Consider the following 14369-nt stretch of genomic DNA (forward strand, 5'->3'; position numbering starts at 1 on the left):
CGGTTCATGACCCGTTTTCATGACCCGCTCCCGGTCGCGTTGTAGGCCGCGAGCCAGCCGGCGGCCAGGTGGTCGCCGCGGGTGAAGACGGCCGCGCCGCGCCGGCCCTCCGAGGGATCGTCAGGGGCGGCGGGCGGATGGTCCAGCCGGGCCGGGGTGCCGTCCGACGCGTAGCGGACCGTCGTCGCACCGTCCCAGAGGCAGATCACCGCGCCGTGCGGGGCCGTCACCTGCACGGAACCGGAGTTCTGGGTGAGGACGGTGCCGGTGGTCCGCTGCTTCAGCAGCGCCTCGTAGCGCGCCGGCGGGAGCGCGCTGTCGCGCGGCGGGGTGGTGCCCGTCCAGTCCGGGGCGCCGACCCCGCGGTCCCGCGCCGCCCGCCACATCCGCGGTACGAGGCGGGGGGCGAGCTGGGGCGTGGCCATGCGCCCGCACATCCACAGCAGCCGCCCGGCCCCGCGGCCCGGCCCCAGCGTGCGCCAGCGGATGCGTTCGGCGAGGTCCGCGGCCACGACGGCCGCCCAGGGGTGGACGGTGCCCAGCTCACCCTGGGCGCCCAGCCAGGCCAGATAGCGCTGGGCCTCGTCCAGGATGCCGGTCAGGCTGTCGGCCGGGATGCCGAGCACGTAACCGCCGCGCGTGGCGAACGCCTGCGGGCTGGATGCCACCAGCAGGAGTACCGCGTAGGCCAGTTCCCCGGGAAGCAGCCCCTCGTCCTGGTCCGGCTTCTCCTGGTCCTGCTCCAGCTGCTCCACCCGGCCCTGGTGGCGCAGCACCCGCCGCAGCGTCGCCCGCGCCCGGTCGCTGAAGGCCGCGTCCGCCAGGTCGGGGAGCTGCATGGTCAGCAGTCTCGTCAGCAGCTGCTCGGCCCGGTCCGCGTCCTGCGGTACGGGCAACCTGCCGACCCCTTCGGCCAGTTCGTACGCCAGCTCGGCATCGACCATGAACCGGCTGGTCAGCATGCCGAGTTCGGTCGCCTGCAGGAACTCCTGGCCCTGCGGCCCGCGGGCGGAGCGCAGGAGACCGGCCTCCGCCAGGTATTGCGCGGCGTCGTGGAGCGGTTCCACGCTGTCGTGCCCCTGGTGGAAGGCGAACGTCCCGGTCCACCAGTCCTCGGCCTCCTCCAGCGACTCCACCCGTCCCTGCACCACCTCGGCGAGCAGGTGGTTGGGCAGCCGGTCGCCGATCCGCGAGCGCACGGTGTATCCGGCGGTCAGCCGGGCCTGCCACTCCGGGCGCTCCGTCTCGTCCGCCAGCAGGAAGGCCCAGCCCTCCCGTTCCCCCGCGCCGACCCGCCCGGCACGGCCGAACATCTGCTGCACCATGGACACCTCGATCCGGGCCTGGCCGAGCTTGACGTCACGCACGATCACGGCGCGGGCGGGGAGGTTCACGCCGGCGGCCACGGTCGAGGTCGCCACGAGGACGTCGGTCTCGCGGGCCCGGAACGCCCGCTCGGCCTCGCGCTTGAACGGCCAGTCGCGGTAGTGCAGTCCCACACCGGCCTGGCCGCACAGCCGCTCGACGAGTTCCGTGTCGTCCGCGTCGACGCCGCGGGTCGGCACGCCCCGGTCCGCGGCGAGGGCGAGGGCCGTCGCGCGCACGCCCCGCTTGCTGCTGCAGAAGACGAGCACGCTGCCGCCCTCGTCGGTGACGGTGCGGGCCAGCCGCACGGCCGCGGCGGTGCGGGCCACGGCGGCCCGCGTCGTCCGTTCGCCGTCCCGTGGCGCGGGGAGCAGGGGGATCTGCCAGGTCAGCCGGGTGGGCCGCCATGCGGTACGGACCAGCCGGGCGCCCAGCCAGTCGGCGACCTCGTCGGCGTTGGCCACGGTCGCCGACAGTCCGACGATGCGTGTGCGGGCGCTGTCCTCGCGCACCCGGGTGAGCACGGCCTCCAGCACGGCGCCGCGCGCCGGATCGCCGAGCAGGTGGATCTCGTCGACGACCAGGCAACCGACCTCGGCGAGGGCGCCGCCCAGCGAGCCGTTGCGGCAGATCGCCTCGAACTTCTCGGTGGTGGCGACCCAGACGTCGGCCTCGCGGATGAGGTCGACGTCGACGGCGTACTCCCCCGTGAGCCGGACGACCGTGAGCCCGTGCCGCCGCCAGATCTCCAGTTCGCGGTCGAGTTCGTCGGTCAGCGACCGCTGGGGCACCAGCCAGGCCGCCTTGCGGCCGTCGGCGTGGGCCCGCAGCGCGGCGACCATGCCGATGGGTGTCTTGCCCGCGCCGGTCGGGGCGACGACGATCAGATGGTCGTCCCCCTCCATCACCGCGGGGACGGCGTCGGCCTGGGCCGGGTTGAAGGTGGGGTGCGGCAGCAGCCGGGCCCAGCCCTCGGGGACGAGGTCGGTCACCGACACATACGGGATGCCGTCGGCGTCCGGGACGTCCTCCAGGGCGTCCCACTGGGCCTCGAACGCGTCCCGGGCCGCATGGGCGCCGGGCCCGGCGACGGGCGAGGGCGGCATCGCGGAGCCCGTGGGGAACGAACGGGCGGGGTGGGCCGTCAGCCCGGTGGCGGAGCCGAAGTCGGAGACCGTGCCGACCTGTTCGCTCTCCGTCCAGTGCCGGACGGCACGGAACGGTACTCCCCGGTCGGCGAGGTGGCCGCGCAGATCGGCGAAGGCGGGGCCCTCGGGCAGGACGACCCGGACGTCGTCGGCCGCCGCCACCGCCCCCTCGGGCGGCCGCCAGGCCGGGTCGGTCACCTTGCACCACAGCAGCCGGCGCTCCTCGCTCTGCGTCGGCACCGGCAGGTCGGCGGGCCATGCGGGGCGCGAGGAGGCGTGGAGGGGGGTGATGGTGACGCCGGGCTCCGTGGGGCACGGCCCGAGGAGCAGGGACGACACCCGCGCCGCGGTCGTCGGCCGCGACACCCGCAGCCGTGGGGCCGTCGGCTTCTTCGCCTCCGGCGTGGACTTCGCCTGCACCCCGGGCCGGGCGACGAGCTTGTCGTACGTCTTCACGCCGAGGTCTGCGAGCGTGTAGGCCGCGGGGCAGACCGGGCAGACCACGGCCACGTAGCGGTAGACGCGCCCGCCCGACTCGTAGGGCCTGCGCAGTGTGTGCATCCTGCCGTCGCACTCGGGGCAGGGCCGCGGCACCTCCTCCTCGTAGCTCCACCCCGGTTCGGTGAAGCGGGCGATGAGGCCGTCGCCGTCGAGCTTGACGCCCCAGCGCTCGCGTACGACCTCCACCACCGTCTGGCCGAGCTCGGCCGCGTCCCCCACGAGTCCCCCTTTGTCCGTCCGGCCGGCTGCGCCTTCAGTCGACGATGATGCCGGGATAGCAGTGATCATGATTCCAGCCGGGCTGGATCGCGTATCCGCAGTGGCAGGACTCCGGCCGGGCGGGCCTGCCCTCCGAGCGGCGGCGCAGCGCGACCACGAGCGGCTGCCGGGCGAGCCACGCCTCGGCGTCCTCGCCGTCCCACCGGCCGAGCGACTCGGCGGAGACGACGAGCCCGTCGGCCAGCGTCTCGAAGACGACGTCGGCCCGCCGGAGCAGGAAGCGCAGCACGTTCCCGCAGTAACCGGGGTCCATGTCGTCGAGCCGGTGGCGGCGGTCCTGCGCGTCCTGCCAGACCTCGTCCTGGTTGAGGAGGGTCACGTAGTGCTCCTCCAGCGTCCAGGTCCTGTTCCCCTCGCCGCTCAGCCGGTTCCCCACCGCCTCGTGGGCCTCGGACACCTTGCGCAGCAGCTTCTCGAACTCGGCGGGGCGTTCCGCCGCGAGCCGCCGACAGAGGTCCATGGCCTCCTCGCTGACGACCAGGGCCTCCTTCCCCTGCCCGCTGTGCGAGAGGTAGGTGCCGAGGGGAGGACAGGACCCTGGCCAGCTCGGCCTCATGGGCGGTGGGATTGGCCTCGGCCAGCCGCCGGTTGATCCCGACCGCCTCCCTCAGGGCGATCACCGCCTCGTCCCGGCGGCGCGCGCCCCACAGGTAGAAGCCCAAGTTGGACAGGGCTGTCGCCAGGTCGGACTCGTCCACCGCGACGGCCCGGGTGAGGTCGGACGCGTGGGCCGCGGGTCCGGCGGCCACCAGTCGCCGGACGACGGCCAGCGCGCGCTCGGCAGCGGTCAGGGCGTCCGACCAACGCCGCAACCGCCAGGAGTAGATGGCCGCGTTCGACAGCGTCATGGCGAGACCCGGCTCGTAGGTCGCGGGGTCGGTGGCCGCCAGCCGCTGGAAGATCCCCATGGCCCGCTCGGTCGCCGCGAGGCCCTCCTCGGGCTCGCGTGCCTCCGTCATGCCCTGACCCAGGTAGGACAGGGAGACGGCGAGGCCCCCTTCGTACGCCGCGTCGACGGCGGTCAGCCGCCGGAAGATACCGACGGCCTCCTCGACGGCGCGGCGGCTCGCCTCCGCACGGTCCGCCGCGAAGGCTCGCTCGCTCAGCTCGGCCAGGGCGGTGGCCAGAGCCGGCTCGTACGCACCGCCGTCGGCGGCGGCCAGCCGCAGGAGGATGGCGACCGCCTGCTCGGTGACGGCCATGGCGTCGTCCCGATGGCCTGCGCGCAGCATGCGGAACCCGAGGTCCTGGTAGAGCCGGGCGTGTTCGGCGGGGTCGTCGGTGGCGGCGAGCCGGTGGTCGGTGAGGCGCCGGGTGAAGGCGGCGATCCCGGCGTCGAGGTCCGGCTGACCCTGGCGGGGCAGATGCGCGTCGACGGCTTCCAGGACGGCGGGGGCGAGGTCGAGGGCGGCGAGCGCGGTCAGGGCGGCACCGCCGGCGTCGACCGCCAGGGCCGGGTCCGCGTGCAGCAGGGTTTCCAGGTGCCGGACGGCGTGCGGCCAGCGGTGCGGCGCGGCCGCCGAGGCCAGGAAGGTCAGGGCGCGGGCGAGGTGGGCGGGTGGCGAGCCGTCCGGGGCGCGGGCGACGAGCGCGCCGACGACGTCCGCCGCCCAGGGAGCGGTGGGATGGCCGGTCACCTGGTGTCCGGGCAGGCTCAGGGCGAGGAAGTCCTCGGCGAGCCGGTCGGGGTAGAGCGGTTCGAGGACGGCGCCGGGCTCCTCGGGCGGGTAACAGGTGGTGTGGTCGGTGAGCAGCCGCCCGGGACGCTCCAGACCGAGACCGCCCAGCAGCGCGGTGCCGTCCGAGTGCGCGGCGGCGCCGGTGAGGGCCGCGGTGAAGACCACCTGGCTCATGGAGCTGGGCGGGGTCTCGAAGCCGAGGCCCTCCAGCCGGAGTTCGTAGAGCCGGGTCCAGTGCCGGCGTTCCCGGTCGAGCAGGTAGGCGGACAGGCCCGCCATGTCCTGCGGGGGTCTGCTGCCCCGCGTGTGGGAGCCTTCGCGCAGGCACTCGCCACGTCCGCGGCCCTGGCCGCCCAGGCCGGACCGCAGCCCTGACGCAGAGCCCGGCTCAGGAAGGCCGCGGCGGTCTCACCCACCCCAGCGACCGCTCCACGGCCCGCTGCCAGTTCTCGTACTCCCACTGCCGCACCTCGGGGTCCATGTCGGGCAGCCACTGGCCGGCCCGGTGCCAGTTGCGGCGCAGTACCTCCAGGTCCGACCAGTAGCCGGCGGCGAGGCCGGCCGCGTAGGCGGCGCCGAGGGAGACGGTCTCGGCGACCATCGGCCGCACCACGGGGACGTCGAGCACGTCGGCCACGCACTGCATGAGCAGGTTGTCGGCCGTCATACCGCCGTCCACCTTGAGCTGCTTGAGGGCGAGCGAGGAGTCGGCGTTCATGGCGTCGACGACCTCGCGCGTCTGCCATGCAGTGGCCTCCAGGACGGCTCGGGCCAGGTGTCCCTTGGTGATGTACGAGGTGAGGCCGACGATGACCCCGCGCGCGTCGCTGCGCCAGTGGGGCGCGAACAGACCCGAGAAGGCGGGCACGATGTAGCAGCCGCCGTTGTCCTCGACCGACCGCGCGAGGGTCTCGATCTCCGGAGCGCTGCTGATCAGTCCCAGCCGGTCGCGGAACCACTGGACCAGTGCGCCGGTGACGGCGATCGAACCTTCCAGGGCGTAGGCGGGCGGCGAGTCCCCGATCTTGTAGGCGACGGTGGTGAGGAGTCCGTTCCGGGACCGTACGAGGTCGTTGCCGGTGTTGAGCAGCAGGAAGCTGCCCGTTCCGTAGGTGCACTTCGCCTCGCCCGGGGAGAAGCAGGTCTGGCCGAAGAGGGCGGCCTGCTGGTCGCCGAGGGCGCCCGTGATGGAGACGCCCGGAAGCAGCGAGCGCGCGTCGCCGTACGTCTCGGCGGAGGACCTGATCTCGGGCAGCATCGAGTGGGGCACGCCGAAGAAGGCCAGGAGTTCCTCGTCCCAGGTGAGGCTGCGGATGTTCATCAGCATCGTGCGGCTGGCGTTGGTGGGGTCGGTGATGTGCAGGCCGCCGTCGGCGCCGCCGGTGATGTTCCAGATCAGCCAGCTCTCGATCGTTCCGAACAGCACCTCGCCGTCCTTGGCACGCTGTTCCAGGCCCTTGACGTGGTCGAACAGCCAGCGGATCCGCAGCGCCGAGAAGTAGGTGGAGGGCGGCAGACCGCACCGCTCCAGGAAGAACTCCTCTCCGGGTTCTTGTCCGAGCGCCTCGACGAGCGGCGCCGTGCGGGTGTCCTGCCAGACGATCGCCCGGCCCAGCGGGGCGCCCGTGCGCCGGTCCCAGAGCACGGTGGTCTCCCGCTGGTTGGCCAGGCCGATGGCGGCGACCTGTCCCGTGTCGAGGCCGACGCCGGACAGGGCCTCGGGCACGACCCGCCGCAGGTTGTGCCAGATCTCGACGGCGTCGTGCTCGACCCAGCCGGGCCGGGGGAAGTGCTGCTGGTGCTCCCTCTGCGCGACCGACACCAGCCGTCCACGGTGGTCGAACAGAATGCATCGGGTGGAGTTGGTCCCCTGATCGATGGACATTACGTACCGTTCAGCCATGATCGGGTCTGCCTTCCGACGGGTCGGGGAGCGGCGGGTCCGGGTCTACCAGCGAGTGGCCCCCAGGTCTCTGGAGATCGCCCGCGAGGCCTCGCGGATCAGGGTGATCTGACTCGGGCGGGGGTGGCCCTGGCTGTCGCAGATCCGCTCGACGGGCCCGGACAGCCCGATGGCGCCGACGACGAGGCCGCCGTGGCCCCGGATCGGCGCGGCGAGCCCCGCCTCGCCCATGCTCATCTCCTGGATCTCCGCGGCCCAGCCGAGTTCCCGGACCTCGGCGAGCGCCCGGGTCAGCTGCTCGGGAGTGACCAGGGTGTGCCGGGTGTACGACTCCAGCTGCAGTTCCTGGCCCGGCTCCAGGGACGCCGCCCCGTAGGCCAGCAGTACCTTGCCGAGCGAGGAGGCGTGCAGGGGCAGCAGCGAGCCCACCTCCAGGGTCTGGAAGGTGTCGTCCGGCCGGAACACGTGATGGACCACGAGAACCCGGCCCTCCAGCGGGGTCCCGAGGCGCACCGATTCCCCGCTGCGGGCGGCGAGGGCGTCGGCCCAGTTGAGGGAGCGCGACCGCAGCTCGTTGACGTCCAGGTAGCTGGTGCCGAGGTGCAGCAGGGCGGCCCCGAGCTGGTACTTTCCGGTCGCCGCGTCCTGTTCCACGAAGTCCACGTGCTGGAGTGTGCGCAGGATGCCGTGGGCGGTGCCCTTGGCCAGGCCGAGCGAGGCCGCCACCTCGCCTAGCCCGAGTCGGCGGGGCCCGGCGGCCAGCAGCCGCAGGATCGCCGCCGCCCGTTCGATCGACTGGACTGGGCCGGCCATGTAGCGAGCGTATTACCGCCACAGGCGCTTCGCTTCACGGGCGGATGGGGCGCCGAGGCTTCGGGCGGGACGCGGGGCGTTCGGTAATGCCGACCGTCGTTCATTGACCCGCCCGGTTTGTCTCCATAACGTGCTTCACAGCCCGGAAAAGCGACCACGGAACGGCGCGCGGCAGGCAGGAACACCCGAGGAGTGAACATGGCGGCTCAGCTCAACACGCTGGTGCGTGAGGCGTGCGAACACGTGTGTCCGCTGCCTCCCGTCACCGGCGCCGTCCCGGCCGTACGCCGCCGTGTGCGCGCCGTCCTCGCCGACTGGGACGTGTCCTCGGAGATCGTCGACGACGCTCTGCTCATGGTGTCCGAGCTGGTCACCAACGCGATCGTGCACGCCCTGCCCCCGGCCAGGCTCCGCCTGTCGTGGATGCGGTCCGACGAGCGCTGCGCCCTGCGCGTCGAGGTCACCGACACCGGTCCCGCACTGCTGGGCGGACAGTCCCGGGCCGGGATCGACCCGGACGAGCACGGCCGGGGCGAGGCGATCGTGCACGCCCTCGCGACGCGTCACGGCATACGCGTCCACGCCGGCGGGGTCACCCGCTGGGCCGACCTCGTCGCCGCCTGAGGCCCGGCCTCCGACCGGGACTGCGCAAAGACGGGTTCGGCCACGGTCTCCTTGCGCAGCAGAAGCAGGGCGGCGTCGTCGTGCAGCCGCCCGCCCACGTGGGCCAGCAGTTCGTCATGGAGCGCGGTGAGCGTCCGCGCCGGCTCGTCGCACGCGTGCCGGGCCACTCCTTCGGCCAGCGGGTAGAACTCGCGAGCGTGATCCCGGGCCTCGGTCACCCCGTCGGTGTAGAGCAGCAGCTGGTCTCCGTCGGCGAAGGGCAGGACCTGGAGGCGCGGGGCCTGACCCGACAGGGCGCGCAGCCCGAGCGGCGGAGCGGGATCGTCGGCCTCCACCGCCTCGACCTCACCGGACGCGGAGATCATCAGCGGGGGCGCGTGTCCGCAGTTCACGACCTCCAGCCGCCCCGTCCCCGGGTAGCCGGCGACCACGGCGGTCACGAAGTCGTCGGGGCCGAGATTGCGCGCCAGGCTCCGCTCGATCCGGCCGACGACGGCGAGCAGGTCGGGCTCGTCGTAGGCGGCCTCACGGAAGACGCCGAGCACCAGTGCGGCGGTCCCCACCGCCGGCAGCCCCTTGCCCCGCACGTCGCCGACGATCAGCCTGACCCCGTGCGGGGTGGACACGAGGGCGTAGAGATCCCCGCCTATCCGGGCCTCGGCCGCGGCCGCGCTGTAGCGGACGGCCACCTGGAACGGACCGACGGTCTCCGGGACGGGCTGGAGGAGGGCGTGCTGGGCGGCCTCGGCGACCGTGCGGACGGCCGCGAGGACCCGTTCCCGGCGGCCGCGCAGCGCGCTGGCCAGGGCACTCGCCCCGGTGACGGCCAGCAGGGCGGACAGCACGGCCGCCAGTTCGCGCGCGGGAACCCCACCACTGGTGCCCAGCACCGCGCCCAGCACCACGGCCAGGAGACCGACGCAGAGCACGCCACGCGGCCCGTTGGTGGTCGCGGCCAGCGCGGGCCCGGCCACCAGCAGCGGCAGGCAGATCATCCCCGCGCCACCGGCGAGGTCGACGATGACGATGGCAGAGACGATCAGCACCGGCAGCACGGGCAGTCCGGCGGCGAGCGGCCCGGCGGCACGCCGGTGGGCGGCTGTCCGGGGCAGGTCCGCTCGCTTGCTCGACAGCCGTATCGGCCAGTGGTGTCGCGCCTGGCTCATGTCTAGTCCGAAGTCCTCGCCTTTACGGGGTACACATCCCGGAATGTCCGGTCAGTCCAGGAAACGGGCTGAGCGTGGGCAGCCACAAGGCGTGGATTTTCAGATAGTGAGCGAGAGGCTCCTGGTCACACGGCTCGCGATCGTGATCAGCCGGGACCGGATCTCCTGGAGCTGCGCATGCCGCTCCACCGGCAGGGAGACACCGAGCGAGCCGAGCGTGTCCCCGCAGTAGACGGGCACGGCGACGCACACCGTGCCGAGTGCGTACTCCTCCAGGTCCGTGACGGCCGGTGCCAGCGGGGAGGTGTCGAGCCTGCGCAGCAGTTCCGGACGGCTGGTGATGGTCCGCGGCGTGAGATCGGGGAGGCGGTGCCGGGACAGGTATTCCTGGCGGCCGTCCCCGTCCAGTTCCCGCAGCACGGACTTGCCCAGCGCGGTGGCGTGTGCGGCGTCCTCGAACCCCACCCACAGCTCCGCCCTGGGCGCGCGGGGGCCGTCGACGATCTCGGCGACCCTGATCTCGCCGTCCTCGTAGAACGTGAGGTAGGCGGCGCAGGCCAGCTCGTCCCGCAGCCCGGCGAGCGTCGGGCGGACGCGGGTGAGCAGGGCCTGTGTGTTGCCCGCCGCGTGCAGCGACGCCAGCTTCTCGCCCAGGACGAAGACACCGTCGTCGAGTTTGCGCAGGTATCCGTCGTGGACCAGGGTGCGCAGCAGGTGATAGGCGGTGGCCAGGGGCAGCCCGGTCTCGCGTGCCAGCTGTTTCGCCGGCGCGCCGTTCTCGTGCGCGCTCACCGCCTCCAGCAGCCGGAAGGCTCGCTGCACGGACGTGATGAGCGTCGGGCCGTCCTGAGCGCCCATATGAACAGCCTGCGTCGGGCACCCGGCACAGGCAAGCAGGAATCACTGCGCGGGCGCGGCCAGGACCGTGCGGCAGTCGCGCCAGGCGTCGGCGCTGAGCAGGTCCTGGAGCCGGGTGAAGAGGGCGAGGAGGTCGGGGCCCCACCGGTCGCGGAAGGCGGTGTCGATGCGGGCGAGGTCGAGTTCGTTCGCGGCCGACAGTTCTGCGAAGTCCCGGCGCAGCTGCGGCTCCGGAACCCGGGAGAGGCCGGTGAAGCGGTCGTGGACGGGGGCGCCGGGCCGGGCGAGGTCCGGGTAGGTGGCCTTACGGTCGCAGGAGGCGTACACGTAGACGATCTCCTCGGCCTCGGCGCCGATCACCGCCGCGAGGTCCGTACGGCGGTCCACGGGCAGCAGTCCGGTGGGAAAGCCGTCGGTGCCGTAGAACGCGTGGCAGAGCCCGGCGAGCTGGAGGGCGGGGCGGGCCTGCCACAGGGCGAGCCGGTCCTGGACGCGCCTCAGGTGCGCGAGGAGGGTGCCGCCGGGGTGCGCCATGCCTTCCGCTCCCAGGTCGCGCAGCAGGGCCACGGCCCGGTCGGCGGCGGGGAAGGCGGGCTCCGTGTTCGTGTCCATGCGCTCTTTCTCTCCCAGGTCGTCGCGTTCATGTCGTAGCGGTCACGTCGTAGCCGTCACGTCGTCGGGTGGGCCGGACGGACGCCGGAGCGGAACTTCGGGACGCGTACGGTGATCTTCGTGCCGGCCCCGACGCCGGTCTCGATGACCAGGCCGTGCGCGTCGCCGTACACCTGGCGCAGCCGCATGTCCACGTTGCTCAGGCCGATGCCGGCGGACGGGTCGCTCCTGCCGCGCAGGATCTCGCGCAGGCGCTGCGGGTCCATGCCGACGCCGTTGTCCTCGATGACGACCCGGGCCTCGGTGCCCTCGTCCTCCGCGATGATCGTGATGCGGCTGCGCTCGACGGAGTCCTCCAGACCGTGTTTGAGCGCGTTCTCGACGAGGGGTTGCAGGCAGAGGAAGGGCAGGGTGACCGGCAGCACCTCGGGGGCGATCCGCAGGGTCACCTCCAGGCGTCTGCCGAAGCGGGCGCGGGCGAGTTCGAGGTACTGCTCGATGGAGCGCAACTCCTCCGCGAGGGTGGTGAAGTCGCCGCCCCGACGGAAGGAGTAGCGGGTGAAGTCGGCGAATTCCAGGAGGAGTTCGCGGGCCCGCTCGGGGTCGGTACGGACGAACGAGGCGATGCTCGCCAGGGAGTTGTAGATGAAGTGCGGGGAGATCTGGGCGCGCAGGGCCCGGATCTCGGCCTCGATCACGCCGGAGCGGGCCCGGTCCAGGTCGACGAGTTCGAGCTGGACGGAGACCCAGCGGGCCACTTCCTCGGCGGCCCGCACGATCACGGCGGACTCCTGGTCGCCGAACGCGGCGAGCGTGCCGGGGGCCCGGCCGTCGACGCTGAGCGGTGCCACGACCCCCCGGCGGACGGGGCAGGTGTCGTCTTCGCAGGACAGCGCGAAGGTCTGGGTACGGCCGGTGCGCAGGGCCTGGGCGAGGTGCGCCTCGGCCTGGTCCCGGTGGTGGTCGCCGACGCCGTCCCAGGCCAGCACGGCCTCCTCGTCGGTGAGGGCGAGGGCGACCGTGCCGAGCAGGGGGCGAAGTCGCCGAGCCGCCTTGCGGGCGGTGTCCGGGGTGAGGCCGGCGCGCAGGGGCGGTGCGGCGAGCGAGGCGGTGTGCAGGGTGTGGAAGGTGGCCCGTTCGACGGGGGTGCCGGGACCCGCCGGGTTCTCCTGCTGCCGGCGGGCGCCGGCATGACCGAGGGCGGCACCGAGCACGAACAGGGCGAGCGCGGCGAGGGCCAGAGCGACGGTGCCGAGTGCGCTCACGGGCGCCCCTGGGAGTCGTCGAGCAGGGCGGGCCTCCCGGCGAGCGTCTCCGGCAGATGGAGCCGGGCCATCGTGGCGGCGCCGCTCGCCGCGACGCAGACGCGGACGGCCAGGACGACGGTGCCGAGTGCGCTCACAGGCGCCCCTGGGAGTCGTCGAGCAGGGCGGGCCTCCCGGCGAGCGTCTCCGGCAGATGGAGCCGGGCCATCGTGGCGGCGGCGCTCGCCGGGACGCGGGCGCGGGTGGCCAGGGAGATCAGGACCATCGCCGCGAACCCCACGGGCACCGACCAGACGGCGGGCCAGGCCATCAGGGTGTGCAGCGGGCCGGAGCGGGCGCCGCCCGCGATGGTCACAGTCACCGCGGTGAGCGCCGAGCCGCCGCCGAGGAGCAGTCCGGCGACGGCGCCGGGCGGGGTGAGGCCGCGCCACCAGATGCCGAGAAGGAGCAGCGGGCAGAACGAGGAGGCGGACACGGCGAAGGCCAGGCCGACCGCGTCGGCCACGGGCAGGTCGCTGACGACGCTGTTGGCGGCGGTGGGTACGGCGATCGCCGGCAGTGTCGCCAGCCGGAAGTGCCGGATGCCGAGGGTCGGCAGCACGTCCTGGGCGAGGACGCCGGCGACGGACATGGTGAGTCCGGAGACGGTGGACAGGAACGCCGCGCAGGCGCCGCCCGCGACGAGGGCGCCGAGCAGGTCGCCGCCGACCCCGCCGATCAGCCGCTGCGGCAGCACGAGGACGGCCGCGTCGGTGTCGCCGGTGAGCAGCAGGTCGGGCGCGTAGAGGCGGCCGAGCGCACCGTAGAGCGGGATCAGCAGGTAGAAGGCGCCGAGCAGGCCGAGTACGACGAGGGTGGTGCGGCGGGCGGCGCGGCCGTCGGGGTTGGTGTAGAAGCGCACGACGACGTGCGGCAGGCCCATGGTGCCGAGGAACGTGGCGAGGATCAGCCCGTAGGTGGCGTACAGGCCCTGCTGTTCGCGGCCGGCCGAGAGCGGGTTCGCCCAGCTCGACGGGGCCGCCCGGGCAATGCCTTCGTCGGGCCGGGGCACGCGGGCGCCGGGCGGGAAGCGCAGGGTGGTGTCGGCGCCGATCCGGTGGGGGCCTGCGTCGAGGGTGAGCGGGCCGCCGTCCAGGGCCCGTCCGTCGACGGTTCCGGTCGCGGTGATCCGTACCGGCTCATGGACGGTGAGGGTCAGCGGACTGTCGAACCGCACCGGTGTGGAGCGGTGGAAGAGGGGCCGTTCGTCCCAGGACGGGGCCGGGGTGTGGTCCGCGCGCCAGGCGAGCAGCAGGAACACGGCGGGCACCAGCAGGGCGGTGAGTTTCAGCCAGTACTGGAACGCCTGGACGAAGGTGATGCTGCGCATGCCTCCGGCGGCCACCGCCACGGTGACCACGGCGGCGACGACCAGGCCGCCGAACCAGCTGGGCGCGCCGGTGAGCAGCCGCAGGGTCAGTCCGGCGCCGCGCAGTTGGGGCAGCAGATAGAGCCAGCCGACGCCGACGACGAGCACGCTCGCGATCCGGCGGACGGCCCGGGACTCCAGCCGTGCCTCGGCGAAGTCGGGCAGGGTGTAGGCGCCGGAGCGGCGCAGCGGGGCGGCGACGAAGGCCAGCAGGACCAGGAATCCGGCGGTGTAGCCGATCGGGAACCACAGCATGTCGACGCCCTGGGCGAGGACCAGTCCGGTGACGCCGAGGAAGGAGGCGGCGGACAGGTACTCGCCGCTGACGGCGAACGCGTTGAGCCGGGGCGGCACGCTGCGCGAGGCGACGTAGAAGTCCGAGGTGGTCCGGGAGATCCGCAGACCCAGCGCGCCGACGAGCACCGTGGCCAGGACCACGGCCGTCACGCCGGCTATTCCGTACGTCTGGTTCAACGCGCGGTCACGTCACCCTCGTTGCGCTCGGCACGGTGGACGTACCAGGCGCCGGTGCACAGCAGGGCGGGATACGGCGCCACGCCCAGGACGAGCCAGACGCTCGGCCAGGTGTCGGCGGGCGGAAGCATCCGCAGCAGTACGGGGAGCAGGCCCAGCGAGGCCGCGAGCAGGAGGGTGGCGGTGAGCGCCGCCCGGATCTGACGGCGCATCAACGATCTTACGGCCGAGTCGTCGTCGGCTCGGGTGGCCGCGGGGCGGGGCCGAGGCAGGC

General features: G+C 73.5%; 12 protein-coding genes. 1 reads left to right on the plus strand and 11 read right to left on the minus strand.

Translation table 11 applies throughout. From position 1 onward, the window contains the following. Positions 1 to 17: 17 nt before the first annotated feature. From ACFY3C_RS02320 to ACFY3C_RS02335, 4 genes are all read right to left on the minus strand, one after another. Positions 18 to 3233, minus strand: coding sequence for a DEAD/DEAH box helicase (locus tag ACFY3C_RS02320; RefSeq protein WP_390769390.1), 3216 nt, complete (start codon positions 3231 to 3233; stop codon positions 18 to 20). A 65-nt stretch (positions 3234 to 3298) separates the two neighbouring features. Continuing rightward, complete coding sequence (locus ACFY3C_RS02325) at positions 3299 to 5251, minus strand: tetratricopeptide repeat protein (RefSeq protein WP_390769391.1); 1953 nt, start codon at positions 5249 to 5251, stop codon at positions 3299 to 3301. A gap of 109 nt (positions 5252 to 5360) precedes the next feature. Continuing rightward, positions 5361 to 6875 carry a glycerol kinase GlpK gene (gene glpK, locus ACFY3C_RS02330; protein ID WP_390769392.1) on the minus strand — a complete coding sequence of 505 codons (1515 nt, stop codon included), beginning with the start codon at positions 6873 to 6875 and terminating at the stop codon, positions 5361 to 5363. 45 nt (positions 6876 to 6920) lie between these two features. Continuing rightward, positions 6921 to 7688, minus strand: a complete 768-nt coding sequence (locus ACFY3C_RS02335; RefSeq protein ID WP_386576900.1) for an IclR family transcriptional regulator — start codon at positions 7686 to 7688, stop codon at positions 6921 to 6923. A gap of 198 nt (positions 7689 to 7886) precedes the next feature. Here ACFY3C_RS02335 and ACFY3C_RS02340 point away from each other — a divergent pair, with 198 nt between their 5' ends. Beyond that, on the plus strand, positions 7887 to 8312 hold the full coding sequence (locus ACFY3C_RS02340) for an ATP-binding protein (RefSeq protein WP_390769393.1): 426 nt from the start codon (positions 7887 to 7889) through the stop codon (positions 8310 to 8312). Here the strand turns inward: ACFY3C_RS02340 and ACFY3C_RS02345 are convergent. From ACFY3C_RS02345 to ACFY3C_RS02375, 7 genes are all read right to left on the minus strand, one after another. Beyond that, positions 8252 to 9478 carry a PP2C family protein-serine/threonine phosphatase gene (locus ACFY3C_RS02345; RefSeq protein WP_390769394.1) on the minus strand — a complete coding sequence of 409 codons (1227 nt, stop codon included), beginning with the start codon at positions 9476 to 9478 and terminating at the stop codon, positions 8252 to 8254. The genes ACFY3C_RS02340 and ACFY3C_RS02345 overlap by 61 nt on opposite strands. Before the next feature lie 99 nt (positions 9479 to 9577). After that, entirely contained in the window at positions 9578 to 10336 is a 759-nt protein-coding gene (locus tag ACFY3C_RS02350; protein ID WP_390769395.1) for an IclR family transcriptional regulator, read from the minus strand. Between the two features lie 42 nt (positions 10337 to 10378). Next, entirely contained in the window at positions 10379 to 10948 is a 570-nt protein-coding gene (locus ACFY3C_RS02355; protein ID WP_390769396.1) for a DUF6817 domain-containing protein, read from the minus strand. Positions 10949 to 11004: 56 nt separating this feature from the next. Continuing rightward, positions 11005 to 12213, minus strand: a complete 1209-nt coding sequence (locus ACFY3C_RS02360) for a sensor histidine kinase (protein ID WP_390769397.1) — start codon at positions 12211 to 12213, stop codon at positions 11005 to 11007. Next, positions 12210 to 12350 carry a hypothetical protein gene (locus tag ACFY3C_RS02365; RefSeq protein WP_390769398.1) on the minus strand — a complete coding sequence of 47 codons (141 nt, stop codon included), beginning with the start codon at positions 12348 to 12350 and terminating at the stop codon, positions 12210 to 12212. Before ACFY3C_RS02365 ends, ACFY3C_RS02360 begins: the two co-directional genes overlap by 4 nt. Then, positions 12347 to 14095: a cation acetate symporter gene (locus ACFY3C_RS02370; RefSeq protein WP_390769399.1), complete on the minus strand. Its 1749-nt coding sequence runs from the start codon at positions 14093 to 14095 to the stop codon at positions 12347 to 12349. Before ACFY3C_RS02370 ends, ACFY3C_RS02365 begins: the two co-directional genes overlap by 4 nt. After that, positions 14092 to 14307, minus strand: a complete 216-nt coding sequence (locus ACFY3C_RS02375) for a hypothetical protein (RefSeq protein WP_390769400.1) — start codon at positions 14305 to 14307, stop codon at positions 14092 to 14094. The genes ACFY3C_RS02370 and ACFY3C_RS02375 overlap by 4 nt, the downstream gene beginning before the upstream one ends. Between the last annotated feature and the right edge of the window lie 62 nt (positions 14308 to 14369).

The organism is Streptomyces sp. NPDC001410 (assembly GCF_042895235.1).
GTDB lineage: Bacteria > Actinomycetota > Actinomycetes > Streptomycetales > Streptomycetaceae > Streptomyces.

Bases quoted from the DNA above. Each gene is read 5' to 3' on its own strand.
- ACFY3C_RS02345 (WP_390769394.1), bottom strand. From the start codon at position 9,478: ATGAGCCAGGCGCGACACCACTGGCCGATACGGCTGTCGAGCAAGCGA.
- ACFY3C_RS02375 (WP_390769400.1), bottom strand. From the start codon at position 14,307: ATGCGCCGTCAGATCCGGGCGGCGCTCACCGCCACCCTCCTGCTCGCG.
- ACFY3C_RS02325 (WP_390769391.1), bottom strand. From the start codon at position 5,251: ATGGCGGGCCTGTCCGCCTACCTGCTCGACCGGGAACGCCGGCACTGG.
- glpK (WP_390769392.1), bottom strand. From the start codon at position 6,875: ATGGCTGAACGGTACGTAATGTCCATCGATCAGGGGACCAACTCCACC.
- ACFY3C_RS02355 (WP_390769396.1), bottom strand. From the start codon at position 10,948: ATGGACACGAACACGGAGCCCGCCTTCCCCGCCGCCGACCGGGCCGTG.
- ACFY3C_RS02335 (WP_386576900.1), bottom strand. From the start codon at position 7,688: ATGGCCGGCCCAGTCCAGTCGATCGAACGGGCGGCGGCGATCCTGCGG.
- ACFY3C_RS02340 (WP_390769393.1), top strand. From the start codon at position 7,887: ATGGCGGCTCAGCTCAACACGCTGGTGCGTGAGGCGTGCGAACACGTG.
- ACFY3C_RS02350 (WP_390769395.1), bottom strand. From the start codon at position 10,336: ATGGGCGCTCAGGACGGCCCGACGCTCATCACGTCCGTGCAGCGAGCC.